This is a genomic window from Syntrophorhabdaceae bacterium (assembly GCA_035541755.1).
GTDB lineage: Bacteria > Desulfobacterota > Syntrophorhabdia > Syntrophorhabdales > Syntrophorhabdaceae > PNOF01.
Map to the genome: position 1 here is coordinate 1 of DATKMQ010000023.1, position 26,879 is coordinate 26,879.

Annotated in this window: 25 protein-coding genes; 8 read left to right on the plus strand and 17 right to left on the minus strand. The window is 52.6% G+C overall.

Features of this window, described 5'->3' with window-relative positions; all coding sequences use genetic code 11:
- From VMT62_01770 to VMT62_01820, 11 genes are all read right to left on the minus strand, one after another.
- On the minus strand, positions 1–286 hold a 286-nt coding region (locus tag VMT62_01770; protein ID HVN95132.1), incomplete at its 3' end, for a hypothetical protein.
- A gap of 27 nt (positions 287–313) precedes the next feature.
- A complete protein-coding gene (locus VMT62_01775; GenBank protein HVN95133.1) occupies positions 314–1,144 on the minus strand; it encodes an ABC transporter permease in 831 nt (276 codons plus the stop codon).
- 41 nt (positions 1,145–1,185) lie between these two features.
- Positions 1,186–2,139, minus strand: a complete 954-nt coding sequence (locus tag VMT62_01780; GenBank protein ID HVN95134.1) for an ABC transporter permease — start codon at positions 2,137–2,139, stop codon at positions 1,186–1,188.
- Complete coding sequence (locus VMT62_01785; GenBank protein ID HVN95135.1) at positions 2,136–3,449, minus strand: CoA transferase; 1,314 nt, start codon at positions 3,447–3,449, stop codon at positions 2,136–2,138. Before VMT62_01785 ends, VMT62_01780 begins: the two co-directional genes overlap by 4 nt.
- A 2-nt stretch (positions 3,450–3,451) precedes the next feature.
- Positions 3,452–4,624 carry a CoA transferase gene (locus VMT62_01790; protein HVN95136.1) on the minus strand — a complete coding sequence of 391 codons (1,173 nt, stop codon included), beginning with the start codon at positions 4,622–4,624 and terminating at the stop codon, positions 3,452–3,454.
- 59 nt (positions 4,625–4,683) lie between these two features.
- Positions 4,684–6,558, minus strand: a complete 1,875-nt coding sequence (locus VMT62_01795; protein HVN95137.1) for a TRAP transporter fused permease subunit — start codon at positions 6,556–6,558, stop codon at positions 4,684–4,686.
- Positions 6,559–6,683: 125 nt separating this feature from the next.
- Positions 6,684–7,730 carry a TAXI family TRAP transporter solute-binding subunit gene (locus VMT62_01800; protein ID HVN95138.1) on the minus strand — a complete coding sequence of 349 codons (1,047 nt, stop codon included), beginning with the start codon at positions 7,728–7,730 and terminating at the stop codon, positions 6,684–6,686.
- A gap of 12 nt (positions 7,731–7,742) precedes the next feature.
- Positions 7,743–8,558 (minus strand): acyl-CoA dehydratase activase, encoded by an 816-nt coding sequence (locus VMT62_01805; protein ID HVN95139.1) that lies wholly within the window; start codon positions 8,556–8,558, stop codon positions 7,743–7,745.
- A 52-nt stretch (positions 8,559–8,610) separates the two neighbouring features.
- Positions 8,611–9,870 carry a 2-hydroxyacyl-CoA dehydratase family protein gene (locus VMT62_01810; GenBank protein ID HVN95140.1) on the minus strand — a complete coding sequence of 420 codons (1,260 nt, stop codon included), beginning with the start codon at positions 9,868–9,870 and terminating at the stop codon, positions 8,611–8,613.
- A 1-nt stretch (position 9,871) separates the two neighbouring features.
- Complete coding sequence (locus VMT62_01815) at positions 9,872–11,056, minus strand: 2-hydroxyacyl-CoA dehydratase family protein (GenBank protein ID HVN95141.1); 1,185 nt, start codon at positions 11,054–11,056, stop codon at positions 9,872–9,874.
- 38 nt (positions 11,057–11,094) lie between these two features.
- Positions 11,095–11,823, minus strand: a complete 729-nt coding sequence (locus tag VMT62_01820; protein ID HVN95142.1) for a GntR family transcriptional regulator — start codon at positions 11,821–11,823, stop codon at positions 11,095–11,097.
- Between the two features lie 383 nt (positions 11,824–12,206).
- Between VMT62_01820 and VMT62_01825 the strand changes: the two genes are divergently transcribed.
- Genes VMT62_01825 through VMT62_01860 form a run of 8 tightly spaced genes read left to right on the plus strand, consistent with a single transcriptional unit; the run spans position 12,207 to position 18,938 of the window.
- Entirely contained in the window at positions 12,207–12,974 is a 768-nt protein-coding gene (locus VMT62_01825; GenBank protein HVN95143.1) for an enoyl-CoA hydratase-related protein, read from the plus strand.
- Between the two features lie 22 nt (positions 12,975–12,996).
- On the plus strand, positions 12,997–13,734 hold the full coding sequence (locus tag VMT62_01830) for an enoyl-CoA hydratase-related protein (GenBank protein ID HVN95144.1): 738 nt from the start codon (positions 12,997–12,999) through the stop codon (positions 13,732–13,734).
- Between the two features lie 45 nt (positions 13,735–13,779).
- On the plus strand, positions 13,780–14,520 hold the full coding sequence (locus VMT62_01835; GenBank protein ID HVN95145.1) for a CoA transferase subunit A: 741 nt from the start codon (positions 13,780–13,782) through the stop codon (positions 14,518–14,520).
- 11 nt (positions 14,521–14,531) lie between these two features.
- On the plus strand, positions 14,532–15,206 hold the full coding sequence (locus VMT62_01840) for a 3-oxoacid CoA-transferase subunit B (GenBank protein HVN95146.1): 675 nt from the start codon (positions 14,532–14,534) through the stop codon (positions 15,204–15,206).
- A gap of 19 nt (positions 15,207–15,225) precedes the next feature.
- Positions 15,226–15,345 carry a hypothetical protein gene (locus VMT62_01845; protein HVN95147.1) on the plus strand — a complete coding sequence of 40 codons (120 nt, stop codon included), beginning with the start codon at positions 15,226–15,228 and terminating at the stop codon, positions 15,343–15,345.
- A 23-nt stretch (positions 15,346–15,368) separates the two neighbouring features.
- Positions 15,369–15,509 carry a desulfoferrodoxin gene (locus VMT62_01850; GenBank protein HVN95148.1) on the plus strand — a complete coding sequence of 47 codons (141 nt, stop codon included), beginning with the start codon at positions 15,369–15,371 and terminating at the stop codon, positions 15,507–15,509.
- Positions 15,510–15,553: 44 nt separating this feature from the next.
- Positions 15,554–16,510, plus strand: coding sequence for a nitronate monooxygenase (locus tag VMT62_01855; GenBank protein ID HVN95149.1), 957 nt, complete (start codon positions 15,554–15,556; stop codon positions 16,508–16,510).
- Positions 16,476–18,938, plus strand: coding sequence for a CoA transferase (locus VMT62_01860; GenBank protein HVN95150.1), 2,463 nt, complete (start codon positions 16,476–16,478; stop codon positions 18,936–18,938). The genes VMT62_01855 and VMT62_01860 overlap by 35 nt, the downstream gene beginning before the upstream one ends.
- A 153-nt stretch (positions 18,939–19,091) precedes the next feature.
- Here VMT62_01860 and dctP (VMT62_01865) read toward each other — a convergent pair whose 3' ends face one another.
- The 6 genes from dctP (VMT62_01865) to VMT62_01890 all read right to left on the minus strand — a co-directional run.
- Positions 19,092–20,123, minus strand: a complete 1,032-nt coding sequence (dctP, locus tag VMT62_01865; GenBank protein ID HVN95151.1) for a TRAP transporter substrate-binding protein DctP — start codon at positions 20,121–20,123, stop codon at positions 19,092–19,094.
- A gap of 116 nt (positions 20,124–20,239) precedes the next feature.
- The gene (locus VMT62_01870) at positions 20,240–21,547 is read right to left on the minus strand and encodes a TRAP transporter large permease (protein ID HVN95152.1); all 1,308 of its coding nucleotides are present in this window, start codon (positions 21,545–21,547) and stop codon (positions 20,240–20,242) included.
- Positions 21,544–22,053 carry a TRAP transporter small permease gene (locus VMT62_01875; GenBank protein HVN95153.1) on the minus strand — a complete coding sequence of 170 codons (510 nt, stop codon included), beginning with the start codon at positions 22,051–22,053 and terminating at the stop codon, positions 21,544–21,546. The genes VMT62_01870 and VMT62_01875 overlap by 4 nt, the downstream gene beginning before the upstream one ends.
- Before the next feature lie 614 nt (positions 22,054–22,667).
- On the minus strand, positions 22,668–23,756 hold the full coding sequence (gene dctP, locus VMT62_01880) for a TRAP transporter substrate-binding protein DctP (GenBank protein ID HVN95154.1): 1,089 nt from the start codon (positions 23,754–23,756) through the stop codon (positions 22,668–22,670).
- Positions 23,753–26,143 carry a pyruvate formate lyase family protein gene (locus VMT62_01885; GenBank protein HVN95155.1) on the minus strand — a complete coding sequence of 797 codons (2,391 nt, stop codon included), beginning with the start codon at positions 26,141–26,143 and terminating at the stop codon, positions 23,753–23,755. Before VMT62_01885 ends, dctP (VMT62_01880) begins: the two co-directional genes overlap by 4 nt.
- A gap of 289 nt (positions 26,144–26,432) precedes the next feature.
- Positions 26,433–26,879: UTRA domain-containing protein (locus tag VMT62_01890; GenBank protein ID HVN95156.1), on the minus strand; the 447-nt coding region annotated here is incomplete at its 5' end.

The window sequence follows — 26,879 nt, forward strand, 5'->3', positions numbered from 1 at the left end:
TTATCTTCCAGCTCTGTGCGAGATCGGGGATCACATTCTCCACCGTCACCTGTTCTTTCATGGGGTTTGTTCGCACCAGCCCGTTGAAGACGGCGGCCGTATGGATGTGGATCCTCGCTGTCGTGGACGTGTGCGAATCAAAGCTCGGGGGATCGGATACCATCTGTACCCTCAAGGTACCGCCCCGGATGGGGCCACTTGGCTGAGCGGAGAACGTCACCCCGGACACCAAAAGACCCATTGCAAACGTGAGTACCGCAACCAATACCAAGCTTCTCCGTGTCATAAACTGCCCTCCTTTTCTCGTTCTGATCTAGCTTTTCAGCCTCGGGTCCAGGATGTTGCGCAGCGAATCTCCCAAGAAATTTGCTGCAAATACGGCAAAACTGATCCCGAGACCGGGAAATATGCAAAGCCACGGTGCAAATTCAAAACGACTCATATTCTCCGACAGATCTCTTCCCCAGGAAGGGGTCGGCGGCGGCACACCCAAACCCAGGAAGCTTAAGGTCGCCTCGGCGAGAAATGCAGTGCCGAGAAGCGCAGATGCGTAAACGAGCCAGGGCCCGACGCAATTGGGCATGATATGGTAGAGGCTTATGCGGAGCTTGGAGGCGCCTGCCACTTTTGCCGATTCCACAAAAAGGCTTTCTCTCAGCACCACGGCCGTTGATCGGGTCAACCGGTTGATCCTGGGGAAATAGGCCACGGCGATGGCCACAATTGTATTCGTAATCGATGTACCGAGTACAGCCATGATCAGTATGGCAAGCACGATAGGGGGCATAGCCATAAGCGCGTCCATGAACCTCTGGAGATAATTATCCACTCTGCCTCCGATCAATCCGCTGAAGATACCGAGAAGTCCTCCCACCACGGAAGCGAGCGTCACCGCTCCCAGTCCAACAAGCAGCGAGGTACGCGATCCGTAAATGAACCTGCTGAAGACATCGCGGCCGAGTTGGTCCGTACCGAACCAGTATTCTCCGGAGGGGGCTTTGAAAACCCTGATCATGGAGGTGCTCAGCGGATCCTTGCCGGCAAAAAGAGGCGCGCCGACTGCGCAGATGACGAGTGCAAGAAGAAGCAATACGCCGATCGTGCCGAGCGGCTCGTCAGCGCAGAGCGCAAGTATTTTTTTCATCCGGTTCCCACTTTCTCCAGGTTGCACCATATCAGAGCCACTCATGATTCGTACCTCACCCGCGGATCAAGTGCTGCGTAGAGCAGGTCTACGACAAGGTTCACAAACATGGCAAAAACAAGCAGCACGAGAATACTCCCTTGCAGCACGTAGAGATCCCGGCTCTGGGCCGCCTGGACTACGAGGCTGCCGATGCCGGGCAAACCGAAGATACGTTCTATGACGACCGCGGCACCGATGAGGATCACCGTCTCCAGCCCGTAGAAAGTGACGACCGGAACGAGCGCGTTAGGAAGAGCGTGGCGTCTCGTCACAAAGGCCTCACTTAACCCCTTGGCTCGCGCAGTCCTTATGTAGTCTTCCCCAAGAATCTCTACAAGGGCCGATCGTATCATTCTTGTGCCGATGCCGAAGGGCCTCAACGCCATGATCAAGGAGGGTAGCAGGAGCTGCTTCAGCGCATCTACAGGATGGGTAAAGATGTTGAAATACTCGATAGACAAAGAAGAGCCGTGGAATGTGAGTAGAAGCATAATCGCTATCACGGCGATCCAGAAGTTTGGCACCGATATGAAAAGCGTGGAGAAAATACGCATGAGCCAGTCGGGCCACCTGTCGTGATAGAAGCCGCTCACGGTTCCGCAGGGCAAGGACAGAAGAATCATGAGAAACGACGAGATGATGACAAGCCCGGTAGTGACCGGAATCCTCGCCCAGAGCTGCTCTTTCACCGTATCCCCGGAATAAAAGGAGATGCCGAGGTCAAGATGGACCACATCCCAGAGCCACTTGAAGTATCGTTCAGATACGGGTTTGTCTAAACCGAGCCGTACCCGTAACGTGCTCAATTGCGCTTCACTCAAGGCCTTCTGGTCGCCGAATGCCGCCCGAAGCGGATCCCCGGGCACGACCTGGAGAAGGAAGAACATGAGGGTGAGGGTAACGAATAATACCGGTATGAACCAAAGCAATCTCTGTGTGATGTATCGTGTCATAAGGTCCTATTATGCGCCTTGGGAAGCGTCTTGGGAATACGTGCCACAACCTCGGGCGCTGGGGTGGTACCCATAATGCCCTTGTCTTCAAGCGTCTTCAGATCTTCATCCGACATACCGAGTAATTCTCCGTACACATACGCGTTATGTTCTCCCAGGTCAGGCGCGCGCGCATCAGTCTTCATAGGTGTTTTAGACAGGCTGAATCCTTTACCCTTACAGATATACTCTCCGAAGGAAGGCCGAGGATCGTTTATCCTGTCCCAGTATCCCCGCTCCTTCAGATGGCGATCCTCAACCAAATCGGGCACGGACAAAAGCGCGGAAGCGGCAACATTCTTATCCTGCAGAATATCCGTGAGTCTCTTCCTCTCGTAGGTAGCCGTCCGCGCAGCGATAATCCCGTCCAGTTCTGCCCTGTTGTGCCAGCGGCTAAGCCCCGTGGCAAAGCGGGGATCGTTTATCAATTCGGACATGTTCATCGCTGTACAGAAGCTCTCCCACTCATCATCGTTTCTCACGACGATGGCAATCCATGAATCCCGGCCTTCGCACGGGTAGCATCCGTGTGGGGCGAAAAAGTCATGCGCGTTGCCCTGGGGCTCCGGCACGCGTCCATTCATAGAGTAATCCATAACCACGTCGCCTATACAGCTTGTCAGTAGCTCGCGCTGGGAAATGATCACGTGCATACCCTTCCCGCTTCTTCTCCCGTGGCGAAGCGCCCCTAAAGCAATGCCAGCCGCCACAGTGCCGGCGAGGGGATCCGGAATGTTCGTGGCGGTAAACATGCCGATTTCATCTTCGTAGTCGGAGATGGATCTGACACCGCTCGTAAACGCAAGAATCTCGGCGTTGGAGCCGTACGTCCGTTCCGGGCCCGTCTCACCCTGAGAGGAGACCGATACAAGGATGATTTTCGGGTTTATCTTTTCAAGCGCGTGGTAGGCGATGCCCAGCTTCTCCATGACACCCATGCGAAAATTCTCGATGACGATATCGCTGATCTTTACCAGCTTGAGAAAGATATCCCTCCCTTCGGGACAAGACAGATCGAGCGTAATGCCGAGCTTGTTCCTGTGTCGCCTCAGATTGAGCATCCCGCGGTTCCAGGGGGCATCTCCCAATTCGTTGTTGAGATAGAGAAGGCCTTGCGTCACAATCCGGTCGGGATCCGGGTGCTTGCACGATTCTATTTTGATGACCTCCATGCCCATCTCGCCCAAAAGCTCCGCGCAGGTAGCGCCCGCCCAGAACATGGAAAGGTCGAGGACCCTGGTTCTTGATTTTTGCGATGGATTTTTTTCCATGTTCAGATCACCTCTAATTGTCTTAAGCGGACCAGATCCTGCCGGCTCAATCCGAGATCGTTACAGAAAATTTCAGTGTTGTGCTCTCCCAAAAGTGGCGCCCGCCCGTAGTTCCACTCAGTATCACCGAGTGCGGCAAAGGCGCCCGGATAAGCAAGTGGTCCCGCCTGCGGGTGGTCGATGGTCACGAAATAATCGTGCGCTTTGTACTGGTCTGACTGAAACAGATCTTCTATATTGGCCAGATACGCCGTAGATACCTTATGCTGCTGCAACTTGTCATAGACCTCTTTCTTGCTGTAGTTGACAAGCCGTGACAGGATAATCGCATTCAATTCATCTGCGTGCTGGCTCCGACGCTGCATGTCGATGAAGCGATCGTCTTTTGCGAGCTCGGGTAAATCAAGTGCCTTGGCGAGGCGCGGCCACTCGTGGGGGAACGCGCGGATATAAAACCAGCCGTCCTTGCAGGGAAGGAGCATGGGAGCGAGTCTTCTGCGCATGTCTTCTCCCCGACAGAGGTAGGCCTCGACGGTAATGAAATCATCGTGCAACAAAACTTCCTGAATGGACACTTCAACTTTCTGGCCGGCACCTGTTCTCTCGGCGTGCTCAAGCGCCGCAAGACTTCCTGTGAAGGCCGATGCACCCGCTCTATAATATATGATGTTGCCGCCCATCTTTATGGGCTCGCGCTCGGGGCTACCCTGCTGGAGCATCATGCCGCTTGCGGCCTCCAGGACGATGTCCTCCGACTTGTTGTATATATTGGGTCCTTTTTCACCGAACGGGGTGATGGACGTAAAAACGAGGCGAGGGGCCTTTTTCTCCAGCTCTTCATAGCCAAGCCCTATGCCCTCCATCGCGGCCGGCCCCAGGTCATGAACGAGAATATGCGCCTTTTCAACGAGTGCGCCAAAGATACGGCGCCCCTCCTTTGTATGGAGATTCAACGTGAGGCCCTTTTTACCCATATTGAGATAGAGAAAGGTCCCACTCTTCTCCGGATGGGGATCATCGCCAGGAAAAGGGCCCATCCTTCGGGCAGGATCACCCCCTAACGGCTCTTCCACTTTGATCACGCGTGCCCCAAGCGCGGCCATGGTTCTTGTGCAGGCAGACGCGCTTATATGTTTACTCAGCTCTATAACTGTTACATCGTCTAAGAATCGCATGTTCCACCGACCTAGATTTTTTTGCGTTCAGGGTAACACATCAGTCCCTACGCAATCGTTTAGGCTTGCGCCGTCCGTCTTCGAAACAATACCCTGAGGACCAAGACGAAGATTCCTATTCCTAAACCCCAGAGGCTCAAATAATTACTCGGATAGAGCAGCAATAAGGCGCTTGCCAGAAAAGCTGCTCTCGAGAAGATATTGAGGAGCGTCTTCTCTCGGAAACCAAAAAATGACAGGCTCATGGCGATAACGCCAAGCACGCTCGCCCCATAGAAAAGGACTGTTTCGCCAACCGTCGAATGATAGCCGACCATCGCGGGTGAAAGCATAAAAAAGAAGGGGAAAATAAACCCCACGGCCGCGAGTTTGAGTGAAATGAAAGCCGTTCTGACCCAATTGGCCTCGGCTATCGCGGCCCCCACAAATACAGCTCCGCAGACGGGTGGAGTTATCTGAGCCAAACAGGAATAAAAGAAGAGGAAAAGATGGACCATCAGTGGCGGAAAAAAATGAGAGAGACCCGGAGCGAGCATGGCTGCCGACAGAATATATGCCGCTATCGGAGGAACGGCCATGCCCAGTATAAGGGGGACTATCGCGCCAAGGGCGAGTCCGCCCCACATGTTTTGAGCCAATGCCGCCTCAGTCACTTCGATCAGCCGCGCAGTTAAACCACCGACGAAAAGGATGTTTACCAGTACGCTTGCTGTGATCACGAGAGGGGCGAGGCCCGCTAATGATTCTCCTCCCTTCACGAAGCTATCGACCATAGCGGCCGTCCTGTCTTTGAGGGCTGCCGGGCTATATTTTCCGATCATCAGAAACAGAACGAGGGTGATAATGCATGTCCAGAAGCCGGCTATGGTGAGGTCCACGCCTTTCAGGATAAGATAAAAAAGGAAGATGATGGGAATGGCGAGAACTATTAATTTACCCTTGCCCCACACGCTTGACCAGGGCGGCATATCCTCTCCCTTCATGGCCGCAAGTCCCAGATATTTCGCTTCGTAATCGACACCTATATAGATCGAGAGATAGTACAGGGCAGCCAAAAAAGCGGCGTGATAACAGATGGTAGCGTAGTTTATGCCGAGCATTTCAGCCATGAGGAAAGCGCCGAGCGCCATTACGGGCGGGGTAAAGGTGCCTCCCGTCGAAGAACTTGCCTCAACCGCGCCGGCAAACTCAGGTTTATATCCCAGCTTTTTCATCATAGGTATTGTATATGTTCCGGTGACGGCGCAAATCGCCATGGAGCTTCCAGAAATCATGCCCATTAATGCACTCGCTACGATTGCCACCTTGGCGGGCCCCCCTCTTGCACGTCCTGCAACCCTCAGAGCCGAGTTGACAAATATATCACCTACGCCGGTCGCAACCAGGATACCACCAAAAATAAGAAAGATGGCAAGCACCGTAGCCGATAACCCCGTTGTTGAACCGTAAAGCCCAGAGGTGGAGAAATACATGTTCTTTATGATAAAGCTGAGGGGCAAACCCCGGGTTCTCAGGACGTCAGGGAGGATAGGACCCAAATATACAAGGGCCAGGGCTATGCCAGTTAAGACCACGACCGGCCAGCCCGAAGTCCGCCGGGCCGAATCTATCACTATAAGAAAGAGGCAAATCCCGAGGATCATATCAACGGTCCCCATGGGAGCAGACATTTCGTAGATGACCATGTTCTTTAATAAAATATTGATACTGGCAACGGCGGCGACGGCGACAAGGACCCAATCATAGAAAGGCACCTTATTATCATCCTTGCCCTTCTTTGACCAGGGGGTAATGATGAGAGCAAGAGACACGGCGAGCATGACATGTATGGACCTGACTGTCAGTTCGTTAAGGGAGAAGAGGCTCACGCTCCCCAGTTGAAAGAGCACAAATATAAAAGCTATTACTGCGCCTATCTTTTTGCGGTTGCCCATTCCGTTTCTCCTCCGTCCATTTTTTGGCCAGCACTCTATCGTGTCTGAAGCCCGCTCTATCCAATCCTAAATGGCCGTCTAAGGCAGACGGCACCATCTCCGCCTAAAATAACCTGTTATAAACCCTATTTTCCTTTATACTCAGGTGGAATCAACGATGGAGGAACCTGAATACCCTTTTCCTTGCAATAACGCACGACACCGGCATGCAACGGGGCGAAAGCTGTCGGCCCCGCCTGCGAAGCGGATTCCGTGAGCATTTTGAGTGGATCGACCCAGCCTGCAGCTGCAAGCGCCTGCACTACTTCATCATAATGTTCGTAGATTGCCTTGGTCATTTTATAGACAATGTCCTCGGGTATATCCGAAGTAAGCCACTCACCGTTAAAACTCGTTATGACCCAAAAGTTGCCTGACTGAGGGGCTTCCTTGAATTGGCCCTTCTTCACGTTCATGAAAAGTGTGTTTGGAAATGCCTTCTTCATTTTGTCCCTTTGACTATCGTTAAGCCCTATGATGTCGAGAGGCAATTCAAGGTTGACGCTTGCCATGGCTGCATCATACATTTTCGTCGGGCTTTGTTTGAGCACGCCTATAACCTTGCCAAGCTGAAGGTTTCTCATCGTATCTTCCAGGGTGCCACGAACTATTTTTGGCTTTACTTCGGGCACACCCTGCAGTATTTCCATACACAGGTTCTCAGCGTCGCTGCCGATAAAACCAGGGTTAAGCGGCTTATCATTCAGGTCTGACCAGGAACCGATTTTTGCATCCTTACGTACATACGTCATCAACGCGCCCTGAGACAGACCCATAAACAACCTGACATTTTTCCACGGCTTACCCTTCCATTTTCCTTCACCCCAGTACTGGTCGCGGGCGGCATCGACAGCCCCTGATCCTATCTGGAAGACCCCTTCCTGTACCCGCATCGCGTTATCATAGGAAGATCCGCTCTCCACCGTCGTCACCCTGACTTCCGGCACGTACTTATTGATAAGCTTAGCCATAACGAGCTTGGGCGGGTAATAGCTTGAAGAGGATTGCGTGGCTCCAAAATTAAGCATAAGCACCTTATCGGCAGTATATGCGGACGTAGCGAAACTGAAACAGAATGCGGCCATCATCAGAATTATTCCGATAGCAATACCGTTTCCTCCATGCTTTTTCATTTTTCCCTCCTTTTATTGATTTAACAAAATGCTTTTTTCAACCGGTCGCATGTTGCGGCTCCGTTCAAGGGCGATAACCGCCGCTCCCAGGGCCCCTACAAGTTGTGGTTCCTCCGGAACGAGGAGCGTTGTACCGAGCTGACTCTCCAGGGCGCGGACCACGCCTGTGTTTTTGGCGACCCCACCACTCATCATGACCCGCTCCACAAGGCCTACATGATCGACCATGATCGAAACCCGTTTTGCGATGGCCTGGTGAATACCGTTGATGATGTCGCTCCTGCTGCACTTATTTGCCACGGCAGAGACTACTTCCGATTCGGCAAAAACGGTACACATACTACTGATCTGTATGGTCTTGGTGGAGTGAGCGGAAAGTTCGCCCATCTTCTCCACTTCTGTCTCAAGCGCCCGGGCCATAACCTCGAGAAAGCGACCGCAGCCTGCCGCGCATTTGTCGTTCATGATGAAATTCACCGGCACCCCGGATTCGTTGAGCGCAATGGCCTTACTGTCCTGCCCGCCGATATCGATGACCGTCCTCGCCTCAGGAAAAAGCCTGTGTGCTCCTCTGGCGTGGCAGGATATCTCGGTCATCTCGGCATGTGCGAAAGGAATGTTCTTTCTTCCGTAGCCCGTAGCGAGCACGTATCCGATGTCCGAGGTGTGAACACCGGCCATCTTAAGCGCCATCTCGAAAGCGTTCTCCCCGGCCCTTTGACTGAACGCACCCGTAGGGGTCAGGGCCTGTCCCACAATGCGGGCATCCTGATCAAGGATCACGGCCTTGGCTGTTAACGATCCGATATCAATCCCCGCAACAAACATAGTCTGTCTAAATCCCTCTGGCGTTTTTCAGTATGAATGTGACCATCCCGCTCTACCGTCGCTCGGGCAGGGTTTCTATAAAAGCCTGGAGTCGGTTGTCCACTTCGGCTTCGGAATAGAACTGAGGATCGCTGTGGTCCGCCTCGATGATGATATAAGGCAGGCCAAGCTCCTTCTTTATTCTTTCTCCTTCGTCAAAATGATCCCAGGAATTGGGTCTGCAGGTTCTCGGCGCATGAAAGACAATACCGTCGACCTGAAAGGCCTGAGCAAGCGATTTGAGGAATTTGTCAGTTTTATACTCCATGGTACGGACATAAGGTCGTGTGGGATGTTCCTCCGCGATGGTCCAGAGGGGACGGTCAGGCTGGATCTTCTCGGGGTTGGAGTAGGGCCCCACCACATACTGCCCGCCCACGACCACCGTGTTCTGGGCGGCAAAAAATTTGGACAGGTGGCCGACCTTGAACCAGGGATGGTTCATATACCAGAGAAGACGGTGTTTTTCGTTGGGGATACTGTAAATACCTTTTTGTATCCGTTCTGCCACCTCGTCTCTGATCGCGGTGAAGTACGCAAGCGCTTCCGGCGTGCCCCTGAACACGTTCGCCGCCCCGAGCGCAATCGCCATATCCCAGTAAGAGAGCGCCGAGGGCTTGTGGCACCAGAGTTCGAAAATCTCTCTCCTCACGATGGAGGCCTTCTTGATATAGGTGTGTATCTCCTTAAGCCGCGCCCAGTCATAAGGCCGGCCCGTAATCTTTTCGATGAACCGAACGGCATCCTGGAGCTGTTCTACGGCATAGAGGATATTGCGTTGATATTGCACTTCGTCATCATCGTCATAGAATAGAGGCACATCCATGATAAGGGCGGGCACGTCGAAGATTTCGCGGAGCGCCTCGGTCCACTGCGCCATGGACGGACACGTGTTGATGGCGAACAGAAAATCAGGTTTCGGGACCCTTAGTTCCGGAGAGAGGATATCGGGTATCTTGTTCTTTTGCTGGAGCAAGGCGTAGCCGATGTTGATGGAAGCATAGGAACAGCAATCTGATGAGTACCCGGCCCGCTCCGCTTCTTCGACGAGCGGCCGCTCCATCTTTCGAGCCGTAATGGCAACGGCCCAGTTCTCAGTCTGAAAGTGTGCGATATCCTGCGCCTTGAACAACTCGTACGGACCGGCACCCACGCACCAACAGACCTTCTTGCCCTCTTTGGGCGCTTGAACGACCCCGTCATAGAAACCTTTGATGATCCCGCTGATAAGGCCCGTGGCCTCTACTTTACGATAGTTCTTACCTGTTTCCATCTTATCTCCCTCGCACTATTTCAAGAAATGCTTGAAGCCTCGTTTTCATCTGCTCCATGGAGGTCGTTTCATGTTCCGTCTTAATCATGAGATATGGGATGCCTCGAGGATCAAGATGACGTCTCATGTGAGGATAGGTGTAGTCGTGGGCTTCACAGAATTTGACCATAACGATGATGAGACCTTTGGCCTCTGCCTTCTCTACCATTCTGACCAGGTACTGTCCCAGTTCCAGCCTGGGGTAGATCCTTGTGGGACACGGTGAAACCATCCTAAGATAGGCATCGGCGAGACCCTCGACAGGGTCCTCAAAGGTGTCCACCCTGGTCAAGAAATATCGGGAACCTGTGTACAGATCGTCATCTACCACCACTGCGCCTAATTCCTCGGTGAGGTCGAGAAGCCCCTGCGGAGGAGCTTCGCAGAGGCTCCCGGTCATGACGAGTCTCACGCGCTGATCCGCGTTCCCGAGAGGCGGCTTTCTTTTGCCCAAGGCGGGGACGAGCATCTTAAGCTCTTCCGTATGTTCTTCCTTAGGCATAAGCATAGCGGCCATATTGATCGCGACCATTTCTTTTGCCGTCAGGCTTCCCGGGTTTAACCGCCTGAAATCGTAGAGCCGGATCATCCACTCCCTGTTCTCATTGTAGATATCGATGCTTTTTTGAAGGGCTTTATTGGAGAGCTCATGCCCCATGAAGCTCTCAACGCTTGTCTTGAAGCGCTTAAGCTCGCCAAGCAAGAAGGTTTTGGCCTGGGGTTTTGCAAGGGCGAGCGGCATGAAGATTCTCTGCATATAGGGGAAAGGATGGTTCGCCTTGATAATATCAAAGAAGGGACGCATGGTATGACAGGTGTCCTGAAACACCATGCCGTCGAGGCAATCAAGCTTTCCTTTGAGGGCCACATCGATCACGCTGCGGGCATAGCCGCAGAAGAAATTCTGAATATGTTTGGACGCCACAGTCACCGGCTCGGCGCTCTCCGGTATGACTATAGGCAAGGCCCCTGCGGCATGGATAATCTCTTCAGGGATCTGCATGGGCATGGCAGCAATAATTTTCTTCTTATGCTTACTTTTCCATTCTCTTAGCCCCTCGTAGGGTTCCGTTGCCAGCTTTTGAAACCGATTGAGAATATCCTCTGCCTTTCCATCATCTTTTGTCTTTGTTTCAGATTGGTTCATACCTTTCCCATCCCTGTCAGCGCTGTGGCTTGTTTTGTTCAAAGCGGTATCGTGGCTTTGTAGGAATTCTTGTCGCCACGGTAGTAAATCTGCGTTATCAACACCGGCTTATTCCCGGAAGAATAGTAGACGTTCTCTATATGGAGAAGGGGGAAACCGAAATTGACCTCCAGTATTGCCGACAGATCGAGGTCCGCAACGGTGGCCTCGACCCTCTGTTCCAACCTGGTGAGCTTAAGACCGGACTTTTTGCGGAACAGATCCACGAAGCCTCCTTTTTTGGCTTCGTTCTTCGTAACCTTTGTGCACCAGCGAGGATCGCTATACGTGATATAGTACGCCATGATCGTCTTTTCGTGTCGGCGGATCTTCTTCATGCGCCACACCTTTTGAGTTGGTCCTATGGCAAGAATCTCTCCTATCCGTTCCGGGCAGGCGATTGTGGCAATCTCAAGAATCTCAGCGGCCAGGGAGACCTTCCCCGCTGAATTTCTGAGACTTTGAAGATTTCCTGAGAGTTCCCAGGTAATGGCGTCCCCGTCAACCCTCGACACCTCGGTACCGACGCCTCTTTTGCGGTTGATAATCCCATCCTGTACAAGAATTTCAACTGCCTTTCTCACTGTGATATTACTGATATTGAATTCTTTTTCCAACTGCCGGTAGGAAGGAATCAGGTCGCCCTCGCCATAGTGATTGGCAAGGATCCTGCTTCTAATGGTTTCAGCGACTTGCACGTAATATGGTACGGGTAACGCTTTTTCCACCCTGCGACCCCTCGTCTTGCAAGATCGATTTGGCTTACAGGTGTGTATGTATGTATACATACCTGCACTCGTAGGATAGACCTCATTTTCATCGAAGTCAAGAGTTTTTTCGCCTCCCAGGAAGAGTGGCCTCAAGAGCGCCTCTCTGCCCGTAGGCACTTTTGTTCTCGATCTAAATCGGATAAGCTTATTAATGATAAACATCAACGCATAGGGGGCAATTGCAACCGAATAACCGTTGACTTACCGGCCCAAGAGGTATACATTATGGTGGTTATGTATACAAGTATACATTTCCAAAGAAAAGGGTTTGAGGATGTTACCATAACCCCCTAAGGCCCTTTAGAACACGTGTCGCGCTCCGCGACATCCGCGTGAAATGAATGGAAACGCCATATAAGAGATTTGGTTTTGAGATGAGAGAGAACGTGGCAGTCATTGCGGTGCCTCACGTCTCTGACGACTTTCTCCAAAGCGCTGAATTTGTCTTAAACCTTTCAGACGTCTCTGCGGACATAGAGGTTGACGATGAGGTCCGTGTCGTGGTCGTCAATCTCCCGGCACCAACGGATGGCGGCGCGGATGGGTCTTCCTCTTATTCCTTTGAAGAATCGCATCTTGCCCTCCCCGGTTTCTGCGAATCAATTGAGCGGCTTGACCGTCCAACCATAGCGGTCATTCATGGGGATGCTGTGGGGCGTGCTCTCGAACTGGCGATGGCCTGCGACATCAGGATTGCTTCCGACTCATCACGTTTCGGCCTGCCCGCTATTTGTCATGGGCTGATTCCTTTTAATGGCGGGACGCAAAGGCTGCCCCGTCTCGTAGGAAAAGGTAAGGCCCTCGAAATGATCCTCACAGGCGACCTGATCGATGCCAACGAAGCCCATAGAATAGGCCTCGTAAACAGAATAGCTTCTTCCGGGTCTGTCTTACAGACGGCTATGGACCTGGCTTGTGAAATGGCGACAAAGGCCCCTATATCGCTCAGATTCGTAAGAGAAGCCATACATAAGGGCATGGACTTAAGTCTTGATCAGGGGCTTAACATGGAAGGCGATCTTTATCTTTTGCTTTACAGCACCGAGGATCGCGTAGCGGGCATAGAATCTTTCAGAAACAAACAAAAACCATTGTTCAAAGGAAAATAGGCCGGGATAGAGGAATATTTACGTGAGCGCATTTGAAACGGTACTCTACGAAAAAAAAGATCATATAGCGTACGTGACGCTCAACCGTCCTCAGGCCTTGAACGCATACAGCGTGCGGATGCGCGACGACCTCTATCAGGTGCTCAGTGCCGTGAAAGACGATGATGAGATAAGGGTCGCCATTGTGAGAGGCGCGTCAGATAAAGCCTTTTGCGCGGGCGCCGACCTCACCGAATTCCTTACCGCCCCTTCTGCGATTAAGGCGAGACAGATCCGCTTTCGAAGGGACCTCTGGAGACTTTTCCTGTCGGTTCCCCAGCCGCTTATCGCGGCGGTCCACGGATACGTACTCGGCTCGGGCATGGAGATTGCTGCCTCTTGCGATATACGGATAGCCTCCGAAAACGCGCAATTCGGCCTGCCTGAGGTCGGTCTCGGCATCATCCCCGGCGCCGGCGGCACACAAACCATTCCCCGGCTTATCGGCACATCGCGTTCTCTAGAAATGCTCCTTACCAATCGCTGGATATCAAGCGCCGAGGCGCACACTTTCGGATTGGTCAACAGGGTTGTTCCTAACGGTCAGCATGTAAGGGCGGCCGAAGAAATTGCTCAAAAGATCGCATCGTTTGATCCTCTTGCCGTAAGGGAGGCCAAATACGCCGTGACGCATGGCCTCGACATGTCCCTCGAACAGGGCCTGGAACTCGAAAAGAGGCTTACGCTCATGAGAAGAAGGAGTGTCCGTACGGGCGTGTGACGCCCGTGACAGATTACGTAAATCCGTTTTTCAGAAAGGAGATCTATGAACAAGGTATTTAAGACTATAGAAGAAGCCATAGCTGACATCAAAGACGGTGCGGTTATCGGTATCGGCGGGTTCTTTGCCGCCGGCGTCCCGAGGACATTGATCCAGGCCTTAATCAAGAAGGGGACGAAAAATCTTACGATCTGCTGCGGTTCCGGTCCGCTCCTCGGCGCCTACCGGGAACTCGATGGCCTCGTCGCAGGCAAGCAGATAAGAAAGCTCATCGATTCTTACGGGCTCTTCCGTTCTGCAACAAAGGGATCGCAGAATGCCTTCGAACAGCTGGTCCGTTCAGGAGAGATCGAGTTCGAGGTCTACCCCATGGGTACGCTTGCCGAGAAGTATCGTGCCGCGGGCGCGGGCATCCCCGCATTCTTCACCCCGGTCGGTTCAGGCTCCATGGTGGAGGAGAGCGTCCTCTCGAACATCAAGGAGAAGAGAGCTAAAAAAGAAACGCGCGTGATTAACGGTCAAACCTGCGTTTTGGAGTATGCCTTAAAGCTCGACTATGCCTTTGTCCATGCCTATATGGGTGACGAAGAAGGCAACTTGAGGTACAGAAAGACCGCCCGGAACTTTAACCCCGTCATGGCAACGGCAGCATCAGTGACCATTGCCGAGGTGGAGAACGTCGTCTATCCCGGCGATATCGATCCCGACACTGTCCATACCCCGGGCATCTACGTACAGAGAGTTGTCCATGTTCCCCGGATAACATTTGACATTACCAACCTGTAGAGGAGGAAGAGATGAGTAAATTTGAGGGGCTCCCTCGTGAAATTATTGCACTCAGGATCAGTAAGGAGATTGAAGACGGCTCCTATGTGAACTTAGGCATCGGCATTCCCACGTTAGTGGGTAACTGGCTCGAAGGCAGGGACGTCCACCTCCAGAGTGAGATCGGCATGTTGAAAACCGGCGCCATGGCCGAAGGGGACGACGTAGATCAGGACTTAATCAATGCCTCCTGCCAGGCCGTGACCGAGATACCGGGCAGTTCCTATTTTGACCTCGTGGAATCCTTCGCCATGATCAGGGGAGGGCACGTGGACGTGACCGTCATGGGCGCATTCCAGGTGAACGAACAGGGCGACTTTGCCTCCTGGATGAACCCGTCCCGGGGACTTGACGGTGTAGGGAACGTAGGAGGGTCCATGGATTTAGCCGTAGGTGCAAGACGACTCCTCATCGCCATGGAGCATACGACAAAGACGGGAGAGTCGAAGCTCGTCACTAAGCTTACCTACCCGGCAACGGCTGTGAAGAAGGTCCACATGATCTTCACCGACCTCGCCGTGATGGAGGTGACCCCCAAGGGACTACTCCTTAAGGAGATCTACCCGGGGCTTACCGTAGAGGACATCCAGTCGGTCACAGAACCGAAACTCATAATTGCCGATGATCTCAAGGCAATAGAACTTTAGTGTAAAGGAGGTTTGAAACATGGCAAATCAAGTAGGAAAGAGGTACATCTGTGGGAAGTGCGGTGCAGAAGTGATCATCACCCGTGGAGGCAACGGCACTATCACCTGTCATGGTGAGCCCATGGAGATCAAAAAGTAGGTATCAGAAAAGGAGGCTACACCATGACGCAACTTGGTAAACGATATAAATGTGAAGTATGCGGCACAGAAGCCCTGTGCACAAAACCGGGAGACGGCGCACTCACCTGTTGTAACCAGGAGATGAAACTGCAGGAGCCTAAACCTATCCCTTCGTCGGATTGATTGGTGCGAAAGCGCGCTGAAAAAGGTTGTAGAAAACCCATGTAATGAAGCAAACAAGGATTTGCCGGCTTCTTGGCATTGACCATCCCCTGTTTCAAGGCGGCATGCTCTGGCTCGCCACTGCAGAACTTGCGGCAGCGGTATGCAATACAGGAGGCCTGGGAATCGTAAGTCCTTACGCCGCCATGGCAAGGGACGGCGATCCTGTAGAAAACCTGACAGCACAGATAGCAAGAACCAGGGCGTTGACCAACAAACGTTTCGGGGTCAATATACCACTCGATCTGAGAGACAGCGGGCTTCTCATCGACTGCCTTATTAAAGAAAAGGTTGACCTCGCGGTGACAGCCGCGGGCAGTCCCGCCCTGTATACCGAGGTTTTGCGCTCCTCAGGTGTAACGGTCCTCCACATAGTGAGCTCTGCGAAGCAGGCCCTTTTCGCTGAGAAGAGCGGGGTCGATGGCGTGATCGCGGCGGGATGCGAGGCGGCGGGTCGCATAGGCTTTGACGAAACGCCTCTGTTCTCGCTCATTCCTCAGGTGAGTCAAGCAGTGCGGATTCCCGTTATCGCGGCAGGCGGTATTGTTGACGGCAAGGGCATGGCCGCCGCTTTCGCGCTCGGCGCGGAAGCGGTCCAGCTTGGCACCCGCTTTGTGGCGACCGTGGAGTGTATCGCCCACCCCCGGTATAAACAAGCGATCATAGCCGCAGAAGACCACGATACGGTTGTGACGTGCCGTAGTCTCATACCGAGAAGAAGTTTGAAAACGACTTTTACGCAGAGACTCGTAGAGCTTGATCGGGCAAGTGCCACTGCTCAGGAGATCAGTTCTGTTCTTGGCTACCGCACCACACGGATCGCGCAGATAGAGGGCGATCTGAACCAGGGTGAAGCATTTGCAGGATCGTCAGTCGGCCTGATAAAAGAGATACTTCCCGTGTCCCAGGTTGTTGGGAGCATACTTGATGGGTACGAAAAGACCATCAACGAGATCCGATGATAGCATATACCGGAAAGCGGCGTCAAAGGAATCCCTCTTGCTAACGGATCTAAGAGTTCTTGACTGCGCCGATGAAAAAGGTGCATTCTGCTCCAGGCTCCTTGCGGACCTCGGCGCTTCAGTCATTAAAATCGAAGCGCCTCAAGGAGACGGGTCCAGGAGAATAGGGCCTTTTTCAGGCCAGACGATTAAGCCCGAAAATAGCCTCTTTTTCGCCTATCACAACGCGAATAAACTTGGTATTACCCTCGACCTCAACGAGGAAGCCGGCAGAGAGATTTTTCGCGATCTAATCAAGAGAACTCATGTGCTTGTGGAGAGCTTTGAGCCGGGTTATCTCAAGACTGCGGGGCTTGGCTTTGAAACGCTCAGTCGGTTGAACCCGGGACTCGTTCATGCGGCCATTACCGGTTTCGGTCAGTCTGTTCCCGGAAGTCGCTGGCGCACCCCTGACATTGTGGCTTCAGCTTTTGGAGGTCAGATGTACGTCATGGGCGATCCGCATGATCCTCCGAGGGTTCCCTACGGCGAGCAATCATATTACGCGGCCTCTCTGTTCGGCGCGGTTCGGATCCTCATCGCGCTTACCAAACGGACGCAAACCGGAACAGGAGAATACCTTGATCTCTCACTTCAGGAGGCGGTAGCTTCTACGCTCGATCACGTCATGGTGCGTTACTTTGACGAAAAGATCATAACAAAACGCCGTGGGAACCTCTATGGCAACAGCTTTTTCTGTATATTACCCTCTAGCGACGGCCACATCGTACTCACGCTCCTTGAACAATGGGATACCCTCGTCGAGTTAATGGCAGCGGAAGGCATGGCCGAGGATTTAACCCACGAGAAGTTCAGGGATGAAACATATCGCATCAAAGAGATCTCTCATGTAATCGATGTCACGGCCAGGTGGACCCGATCCCACAGTAAACAGGAACTCTTTGACACGGGTCAGGCCATGCGCTTTCCCTGGGCGCCGGTATGCACGCCTCAAGACGTTCTTGAGAGTCCCCAACTCAAAGCCCGCGGGTTCTTTTTTCCCGCGGACGGGCATGACGGTAGCGCAAAAAGCATTTTTGCGGGCCCACCCTATAAATTCAGCGCTTTCAATACGCCACGGGTTAGACGCGCGCCCCTTCTTGGCGAACACAATCGGCTCCCCTCAGAAGAATCATTCTGGCCTCTTTTACCTCAATCGCATGAGGTCGAGCAGGGCTTTACACGTGCGGTGCCGTTCAGCGTGGAGTCAGGCGTGCTCTCCGGCGTGAGGGTCCTCGATTTCACCCGCATACTGGCAGGGCCGTTTGCAACGAGGATACTTGGGGATTCAGGCGCTGAAGTAATCAAGGTCCAATCGCAGAAGACCGCCACGCGAGCAGAGTTAAACACATCGGCATATTTCAACACATGGAATAGAAATAAACGGAGTGTGACCCTCGATTTGAGCCGCCGTGAGGCGCGAGAGATCGTCCTGAAGCTTGCCGGCATGAGCGATGTGGTAGTGGAGAACTTCTCTCCTCGCGTCATGTCGAACTGGAACCTGTCATACACCCATTTCAGAGAGGTGAATTCCAGAATCATTATGGCGAGTATCTCCGCCATGGGTCAGACAGGACCCTGGAAAGACTACGTAGGTTATGGCCCTACCTTCCATGCACTTTCCGGTCTCACCGCAATGACGTCCTCAGGCCTCAAGTCTCCTGTGGGGTTGGGACACGCCTACGCGGACACAATCATAGGCCTCTACGCGGCGCTCGCTATATTAGCGGCCTTGAAGCATAGAGACAGAACAAATGAGGGTCAGTACATAGATCTTTCAGGATATGAGGCCGTATGTACGCTCATGGGTCCATCCCTCATCGCTGCAGGTGCGGATCACGAAACCTCTTTTTTGCGGACGGATTGTCTTGACGATATCGCCCACGCGCCGGCGGGGTGTTATCGGTGCCTGGGCGATGACAGATGGTGCGTCATCGCTATATACAATGACAGCGATTGGCGTGCGTTCTGTCGTGTGGCGGACCGTTGCCAATGGCTTTACGATGAGGCCTTCAGCTCGACGGACAAAAGAAAAGAGCATCGCGTACTGCTTGACAAGCTCATCGAAGAGTGGACGTGTCAGTACCCGCCAGAAGCCATTGTCGATCTCCTCCAGGGTGCCGGCGTTGCGGCGGGCGTGGTTGAGAATGCCCAAGACCTCGCGAGCGACCCGCGGCTTGTGACGCGCGACTTCTTTGTCAGGCTTACGCACCCGGTGCTCGGCACGTCGACTTCCGACAGGAGCGCCCTCACTTTCGCCAGGGTGAGACAAACCGCCTGGAAGGCAGCGCCGCTACTCGGCGCCGACAACCGATACGTTTTCAGGAACCTGCTCGGTCTCTCCGAAGACGAGCTAGCACACCTCGAAAAAAAGGGCGTCATCGCATAGTCTGACGTCCTTTATCGTTTCTTTGTCCCGTGAGCCATTCGAGAGAGCCCCGAGCGGTCCCACGGGTCGCAGGGATCGTTTGTTAACGGAAAGAGCGGGATGAGATAACCCTCATCCCGCTCTCTTGCTCCATGTTATCTTTGCGTCATACGCCTACTTGCTGTACTGCTGGACAAGCCGCTGTGCTTCGGCAAGTATCTTGGTTCCAGGCAAACCCATGTTGTCAAGATCCTTGGCTTGCTTCTCGGCCATTGCCTTTATCGGCGCATAGAATTTTACCATTTCCGATTTGGGCATAGGGATAAATTCAATGCCGAGTTTCTTTCCCACTTCCATAGCATGATCACAGGTCCTGTTGAACTCGGCCTCGGTCTCCCTGCCATAGAAGTCTATATTATTCTCAAACACCTTCTTGATATCGGGAGGCAGGCTATTCCATTTCTTGAGGTTCATCATCCTCATACCGGCATGTGTCCGGTAGAAATTAATCATGACCACATACTTTGCAACGTCCGCAAATTTCAGGGACTCCAGTGTCTCGACCGGTGCGATGTTTCCGTCAAGGATGCCTTTCTGCAAGCCCACATAGACCTCGGAATTCGACATACTCACGCCCTCCACTCCTAACTGAGCAAGCGCAGTGGAGACGTCGCCCACGGTCTTGATTCTCATACCCCTCAGGTCTTCTATCTTGCGGACAGGTTTACGCATTACGAGCTGGTTCAATGATCCGCCCCAGCAGAGCACCTTCAGGTCTTTGTATTCCCTCTCGATCTCTGGGAACTTTGCAAGCATCTCCTTCCAGATCTTGGCGCCCGTATCCAGATTGTCTACGCCGTAGAAAAACAGCATGCTTGCCTTGAAAATCTGGAAACCGCTCTTGGATGTCGAGGGATTCACAAAGCCGATATCGACAGCGCCCTGCTGTAACTCCTGAACAGCATCCTGACCGCCTAGGACAGCACCGCCCCAATAGGGCTTGATTTTGACCCGCCCGTTGGTCTCCTTCTCAATCTTCTCAATCCATTTCTTATCAACAATACTGAAAGGATGTTCAATGCCGTAGGGTGTACCATAGGTGAGTTCGATGGCTTTGCCTTGCTGGGCCGCACCCATTGTGGGCAGCGTAAGCCCGATCAGACAAACGGCCAGCAACATAATCATACTACTTGTTAACCTTTTCATTTTCCTACCTCCCTATCTGTTTTTAATGATGCGCTCGGGCCATCATCTCGTTTGCACTCATCGATTTGCTATCCGTTCCACATAATGATTACAACGTAACCCCATGCACTCAGGTCTTACACCTTCATCAGGCTCGGTAGCCACATAGTTATAGGCGTGACGAACATGAAGAGTGGCATGGTAACGAGTTCCATCAAAAGGAAGGGCACTGAGCCTCTAAACACATCCGTTAGAGAAAGGTCCTTATCGACCCCTGAAATGATGTATGCGCACATACCCAAAGGAGGTGTGATAAGGGTAATTTCCAGCATGCGAACCTGGATAACGCCAAACCAGATAGGATCAAAGCCGAGCGTGGTTATGAGGATCGGATAGAAGACAGGGAGTGTGAGGATCTGGATGGACGGGGCCTCCATGACCATACCGAGAAAGAAATAGATGATGATGATGACCGTGAGGACCCACCACCGGTTCACGTGCAATCCGGTAATCCACATGGCGCAAACTTCAGGCAGCGTGGTCTTGGCACAAAAATAGTTAAAAATGAACGCCCCCATCATGATGGCGTAGATCATGCCCGCGGTGCGCATGGTGTCCATGAGGGCCGTCCGGAGCATTTTCCATGAGAGACGTCTTCTCGCTGCTGCAAGCACCACCGATCCGAAGGCGCCGACCCCGCCTGCCTCCGTGGCAGTGAAGAGGCCATATACCATCCCGCCGATAACGATCACGAGGAGCAGAAGCAATTCCCAGCACTGCTTCAGGGCAAGCCACTTTTCGCGCCATGACACATGGGGCACAGGAGGCCCAAGCTCGGGCTTTCTCCAACAGAGTAGTACGATGGTCACGATATATGAGATGATGGTGAGAAAAGCGGGAATCAAACTGGCTGCGAAAAGTTTGCCGATGGATTGTTGAGTGAGGATACCGTAAATAATGAACATGCCGCTCGGTGGGACCAGACTGCCTATGGTGCCTCCCGCTGCAACGCATCCGGCAGCAAATTTCTTATCGTATCCATACTTTCTCATCTCCGGAAGGGCCACGAGGCCCACGGTTGCGGCGGTAGCAAGACTCGATCCGCTGCATGCCGCAAAACCTGCTGCACCGCCGATAGAGGCCATGCCGAGACCTCCCCGCCGATGGCCAAGCAATTTTGCGGCAAGATTAAAGAGATCAGCGCCGAACCCGCTGGCAAAGGTTACCTGCGCCATAAGCAGGAAAAGGGGTAACACTGCAAGCTGATAATTCCCGATAACCTCAAAGGGTACCGTTGCCATCTTCACGATGGCTCCGGTAAAAGGATAGAGCAAGCACATCCCCACAAAACCGACAAGTCCCAACGCACCCGAAATCGGCATACCGATGGCGAGCAGTGAGAAAAGAACAGCAAAACCAAGTAATCCTATCGTTACAGGGCTCATTTGGATACTCCTTCGTTCGTTTTTGCAAATGAATCTCGTATATGGTGAATTAACTTAAAAAAGAGGACAATGCACATCAGTAATAGGGAAAGTACCCAAAGAGCTCTAAACGGCACTACGTTGATCTTGAGGAGTTCCGTCTGTTCCCCATTCTCGTACATGCGGGTGAGCATGCCCCATCCCGCATAGAGCAGGGTCACCCAGAAGGCAAGGTTCAAGAAGGTTGTAAGGACCTCGAGACGCGACCTGGTCCTCGATTTCAGGTGCATCACGATAACATCCGCCTTGGTGTGGTGGTTCTGAATCTCACAGTACACAAAGGAGTATGCGCCGACGAGCACAATGGCCGTCTCAACCAGGTCAAAAGTCCCCGGAATGGTGCGCCCGAGGAAGAGACGCAGGAAAATGCCCGTACACAGAATCATCGTGCAAAAGCCAATATCAACCGAGCCAAGCACGGCCCCCCATGTAACCAATCGATAGATGAATCGTTCAATGAACCGCATTGCTCAACCTCCCGTATGTTTGTCCACGCCTCGCAGTTCCAGAGCTCTTTGTCTCGCTCCCCGTGTTGCGAGGCCTGTTTGTATCTCGCTTTTTGCTCACGTCTCGTGCGTTTCTCGCCACGTTTGTTTCCTCGAGGACCACGACATCAGTCCGTTGGAGCATTGCGAAGTGTTCGATCATGCCCTTTCGACCCTGTCTAAGGTTCATGGGATATGAGATGTTCGGCATCCGGTTGTTCTGCGTGTCAATAGTCAGTGAGCCATCGATCCCAATCTCGGTGCCGCTATTCTCAATTTCTTTTGTATACTATTATACTTTTCAAATGATAATCAAGTTTTTTTTATCTTATATCTGAGCTGAAAATTCTATCAGCCGAGCCAACCGTCTAAGACATCGAATTTCAAGGCGAAAATGCGAACCCATGATTCGCCTTATAGTCAACCCGAAATCATACGTCGTGTGAGACTGAAAGCCCAATCGTCATTCTAAGCGAAAGCGGGTGTGATATCGCATCTCGGGCGCCTACGCGTTAAAATAGCGAAGAAGGTGAGCGAGCTATCCTCGCTCACCTTAAATTTCTTTCTGTGTGTTTCGATAATGAATTTCTCGGTCGTTACTTGCCGCCTTTGATCAGCCGCTGTATTTCGGCAAAGATTTTGCTACCGGGAATATTCTTGGCATCGAGGTTCTTGCCCTCTTTCGTCGCCTCGTCGAGAATCAGCCCATAGAATTTTGTCGACTCTTCTTTGGGGAGGGTAATATACTCTACACCGTTCTTCTTACCATACTCCTTGCCGGAATTGTCGTCCTTTATAACATCCCTGTCAGCTTCTTTCGAATACCACTCAATGTTGTTCAAAAAGACCTTCTGGATATCGGGGGGCAGTTTGTTCCAGGCTACAAGGCTCATAACGCGCGAGCCGGTGCTCGGCCGGACCAGGTTGAGCACCGTATAGTACTTGGCAACTTCAGACAACCTCAAGGTCTCCAGTGTGTTGTATGTAACGAAGCCCCCGTCCAGGATGCCCTTCTGCATGCTCACATAGACTTCTGTCATGGGTGAGTTCACGCCTTCCACACCGAGATCCTTGAGCACGGAGGTGATCTCGCCGAGTGTCTTCACCCTCATGCCCTTCATGTCCGCAAGCTTGCGCACAGGTTTGCGGGTCAATAAATCATATTGGGTGCCCGAACTCCAGCACATAACCTTGAGACCCTTGTATTCGGCCTCGATCTCAGGGAATTTTTTGAGCACTTCGAAGAAGATTCGCTGTTCATCGGCAGGATTTACTCCTGTAAAGAATAAGAACATGGCCTTGGCGATATCATAACCGGTCTTAGCCTGGCCCGGAGAGATGAACCCCACATCGGCAACGTCTTTCGCCATCTCGTCCATTGCCTCGGCGCGCGCCCCGATGATCGCCCCACCCCAGAACGGTTTGAACTTAACCCGCCCGTTGGTCTCCTTCTCGATCTTTGCCATCCATTTTATATCTGTTTTGCTGAAGGTATGATCGGGGCCGTAAGGCGTGCCGTAGGTAAGCTCGATGACTTTCTGCTGCGCCACGACCACAGGCGGCATGACAAATGCCGTGAGCAGAACTGCCGATAAAACACATACGAAGATGCTGATCCTTTTCATGATTTCTCTCCCTCCATATGAGATGATGGTGACGGGCAGGCCGCCACCGTTGTTCTTCACGTCTTCTGCTGCTCTGTCCGCGATATGATCTCGTCCTGCATGGGTGGCGTGAGTTTCACAAAATAGGCGCTGTAACCCGCCACCCTCACAACCAGGTCCTTGTGCTGCGCCGGTTCCTTTTTTGCCTGCTCCATAGTCTCTCTGCTCACCACATTGAACTGAACATGCTTTCCGCCCATCTGGAAATACGTCTTGATGAGAGAAGCAAGCTTTTTCCTGTCTTCTTCCGTCTTTAACGCCGTGGGATGAAATTTCATGTTGAGGAGTGTGGCCTGAAGTGCGTCCTGATTAATCTTGGCCGCACTCTTAAATATGGCCGTGGGTCCGCAGGTATCCATGCCTCTGACAGGCGACATTGCGCCGTCGGCGAGGCAAGCCCCGGCAAACCGTCCCTCAGGGGTCGCCCCTGTCTGGGCGCCGCCCGGCCATTGGGAAGAAATCGAAATCGCCGATGCCTTATGAGTACCGCCGACGACCGTGGGAAAACTCTCAGCCATCTCGGCCAAGAAACGATAAAGCTCCACAGGCACCTCGTCGGCATAATCGTTGTCATTGCCGTACTTCGGAGCTGCGATGCAGTCCTTTCTCAACTGCTCGTAGCCTTCCCAGTTGGCCTTGAGGGCATCCCGCATCTGTCTCATCGTGTACTTCTTATCATCGAAAACTAGTTTCCTGATCGCGGTCAGGGAATCTGCCACATTCATCGTGCCCACGTTGTTGAGGACTGAGAGGTTTTCAAGGAGATAGGTCCGGTCGAGGAGGCTCTTACCCACCTTGATGGCATCCGCTGTAAGAACGGTACGGAATGGATCTGGAAAAAGCTCCGCATTGGCCCGGGTGAACAGGTTGTTGTACTCGGCGTTGAGCCCCGAGAAATGCTTCCACTGTGTCTCGAAGGCCTTGAGCAACTCGTCAAAAGATTTAAAGGTCTCGGGATCCCCGGTTCTCGGTCCGAGCTGCTCTCCCGTCTTGGCGAAGACCCCGTTGTTCAGGGTAATCTCGAGGACCATGGAGACGATGAACATGGGGTAGGGACCGATGCGGGAGTTGCCGGGGAGCGCCACGTCAAGGCATCCGCACATGACGTAGTCCCGTGCGGCTTGAAGAGGCACACCCTGACCCAACAAAAATGCGATGTAGGATTTATCTCCGATGAAGGCCGGCATGCCGATGCCCGCTTTCACCACCTCGATTCCCTTGAGCATAAGGGCTTCAGGCGTCCCTTCATGGACTCTCAAAGTGATCGTGTGGTGCGGAGTGGGACACCGACGGGCTGCTTCCAGAATGAGGTATGTCAGCTCGTTTGTCGTGTCTTTTCCCTGTTCATCCACGCCGCCGATGGTACAATTGTGCCATTTAGCCATGCCCGCGTTTTTTTGACGGTTGGCCGCCCCGGAGATTCTGTTGAGTTCCATATCTTTCAGACGAAGGCACTGGAGGTACTCGAGTACTTCTTCGTCGGTGATGCGCCCATCGGCCACGTCTTTCTTATAGAAGGGATAGAGGTATCGATCCATTCTACCGATCGCCGCTGTGGTGGAGGGGCTGACCATGAGCATAGTGAACCAGAGGGCCTGGATCGCCTCCCTGAAGGACCGTGCCGGGTTTGCCGGCACCCACTTGCAGGTCTCCGCAATGGTCTCAAGTTCCTTTTTTCGCAGCGGGTCTTTCTCTTTCCAAGCCAATTGGGAAGCAAGAGCCGCGTATCTTTCGGCGAATCGAATAATGGCCTTGAGTGAGATAATAACGGCATTAAGAAAGTGTCCCTTTTCTACGGAGCCGGGGTTGAAGTACCTCAAATTCTTGAGCTCTTCTTCCGCTTCGCGCATGATGCCCAATAGGCCCTTTCCTATGACTTTCTCGAAGTCGACGCACATGAGATAAAAGCCGGGGCCTATTCCCATGCCGCTTTCGGCGTACCCGCCCCCTGAGCCTTCGGTCTTGCTTTTCCAGGGGGCAAGAACTATACCTGTCTGCATGAAGGGCCAGAGCCGCTCGTCATCGAGAGACTCGCCTATCCTCGCGATCATGCTCTTACCTTTCCAGTATTCATTCATTTCCTCAACCTGCGAAAGGTCACTGTCGGTAATGGACCACCCCTCGCCTTTGAGCGCCACGATTTCCGAAGTAGGCCAGGGACCGTAGTAAAACTCCATCTCCACACCCATATACTTACTCGCCCCGTTGCCCACGATCAGTTCTCCATCCTGCATAAAAATCGTGATGTTATCGAGGATGTGCGCTCCGGCCTTTGCCCTTCGTATGATTTCCGCCTCTCCGTCTGTCTGGCGGTATGATTCCGTCATAAGTCGCACTTTTTCAATGCATATAGGGAACTTCTCTACTTGTGTCCCTGCCCGTAACTTCTCTATCCTTGCTGTGCTCATGTAACCTCCTTGTTGCTCGTGCTCTCTACATGTCATGAAGCCGGCGCGTCTTATCTGCCCCTTTCGAATTCGCGCAATGACTTCGTCACGATCTTGCTACGATTACCGCCGTAATTCGTTTGAGATAGTCCCCGTCCGGTGCGCCGCGCTGGTTCCATTTCTCTTCTATCGCCTGTCTTAATCCGAAGGTCATATACCGCTGTGATATGGGGGAGTTTAAGCAATGTGTATACCATCCATATTATATTCCCGCCGTTACCCAAAGTCAAATGCCGCAAACAGGCTTGTATCAGCCTTTTCGACTATTATTTCGCAGCTCCGTAAAGGTCTTGTAGAAGCATCTATCACCCCGGTAATAGTTCTGGGTCAGGACAGCCGGCTTTTGTCCGGCGGTCAGGTAGAGATTCTCCACAAAAAAGAGCGGCATGCCGAAACGTATCTCAAGCACATTTGACAGGTCAATGTCTGCCACGACTGTTTCGATCCTCTGTTTCAGTGTGACCAGTCTGGTTCCTGTTACCTCTTCAAAAAGCTCCACAAAAGTCTTTTCTTCCACCTTTTCCTTGGTGATCATCTTGTGTAAGGCCGGGTCCGTATAATGGAGATAGAACGACAGCGGCGTACCGTTGTGGTATCTGACCTTCTTGGTCCGCAACACTGAAGAATCTTCGCCCACAGAAAGCATCCGTCTCACGTGGTTCGGGCAGGGGATCACGGCTATTTCCAGCAGCTTAAG

What these genes read in the sequence shown, in the direction of transcription:
- VMT62_01780 (HVN95134.1), bottom strand. Translation starts at nt 2,139, where the DNA reads ATGACACGATACATCACACAGAGATTGCTTTGGTTCATACCGGTATTA.
- VMT62_01855 (HVN95149.1), top strand. Translation starts at nt 15,554, where the DNA reads ATGAAGCAAACAAGGATTTGCCGGCTTCTTGGCATTGACCATCCCCTG.
- VMT62_01785 (HVN95135.1), bottom strand. Translation starts at nt 3,449, where the DNA reads ATGGAAAAAAATCCATCGCAAAAATCAAGAACCAGGGTCCTCGACCTT.
- VMT62_01860 (HVN95150.1), top strand. Translation starts at nt 16,476, where the DNA reads ATGGGTACGAAAAGACCATCAACGAGATCCGATGATAGCATATACCGG.
- VMT62_01850 (HVN95148.1), top strand. Translation starts at nt 15,369, where the DNA reads ATGACGCAACTTGGTAAACGATATAAATGTGAAGTATGCGGCACAGAA.
- VMT62_01825 (HVN95143.1), top strand. Translation starts at nt 12,207, where the DNA reads ATGGAAACGCCATATAAGAGATTTGGTTTTGAGATGAGAGAGAACGTG.
- VMT62_01800 (HVN95138.1), bottom strand. Translation starts at nt 7,730, where the DNA reads ATGAAAAAGCATGGAGGAAACGGTATTGCTATCGGAATAATTCTGATG.
- dctP (HVN95151.1), bottom strand. Translation starts at nt 20,123, where the DNA reads ATGAAAAGGTTAACAAGTAGTATGATTATGTTGCTGGCCGTTTGTCTG.
- VMT62_01790 (HVN95136.1), bottom strand. Translation starts at nt 4,624, where the DNA reads ATGCGATTCTTAGACGATGTAACAGTTATAGAGCTGAGTAAACATATA.
- VMT62_01815 (HVN95141.1), bottom strand. Translation starts at nt 11,056, where the DNA reads ATGAACCAATCTGAAACAAAGACAAAAGATGATGGAAAGGCAGAGGAT.
- VMT62_01805 (HVN95139.1), bottom strand. Translation starts at nt 8,558, where the DNA reads ATGTTTGTTGCGGGGATTGATATCGGATCGTTAACAGCCAAGGCCGTG.
- VMT62_01835 (HVN95145.1), top strand. Translation starts at nt 13,780, where the DNA reads ATGAACAAGGTATTTAAGACTATAGAAGAAGCCATAGCTGACATCAAA.
- VMT62_01840 (HVN95146.1), top strand. Translation starts at nt 14,532, where the DNA reads ATGAGTAAATTTGAGGGGCTCCCTCGTGAAATTATTGCACTCAGGATC.
- VMT62_01875 (HVN95153.1), bottom strand. Translation starts at nt 22,053, where the DNA reads ATGCGGTTCATTGAACGATTCATCTATCGATTGGTTACATGGGGGGCC.
- VMT62_01795 (HVN95137.1), bottom strand. Translation starts at nt 6,558, where the DNA reads ATGGGCAACCGCAAAAAGATAGGCGCAGTAATAGCTTTTATATTTGTG.
- VMT62_01775 (HVN95133.1), bottom strand. Translation starts at nt 1,144, where the DNA reads ATGAAAAAAATACTTGCGCTCTGCGCTGACGAGCCGCTCGGCACGATC.
- VMT62_01885 (HVN95155.1), bottom strand. Translation starts at nt 26,143, where the DNA reads ATGAGCACAGCAAGGATAGAGAAGTTACGGGCAGGGACACAAGTAGAG.
- VMT62_01870 (HVN95152.1), bottom strand. Translation starts at nt 21,547, where the DNA reads ATGAGCCCTGTAACGATAGGATTACTTGGTTTTGCTGTTCTTTTCTCA.
- VMT62_01845 (HVN95147.1), top strand. Translation starts at nt 15,226, where the DNA reads ATGGCAAATCAAGTAGGAAAGAGGTACATCTGTGGGAAGTGCGGTGCA.
- VMT62_01810 (HVN95140.1), bottom strand. Translation starts at nt 9,870, where the DNA reads ATGGAAACAGGTAAGAACTATCGTAAAGTAGAGGCCACGGGCCTTATC.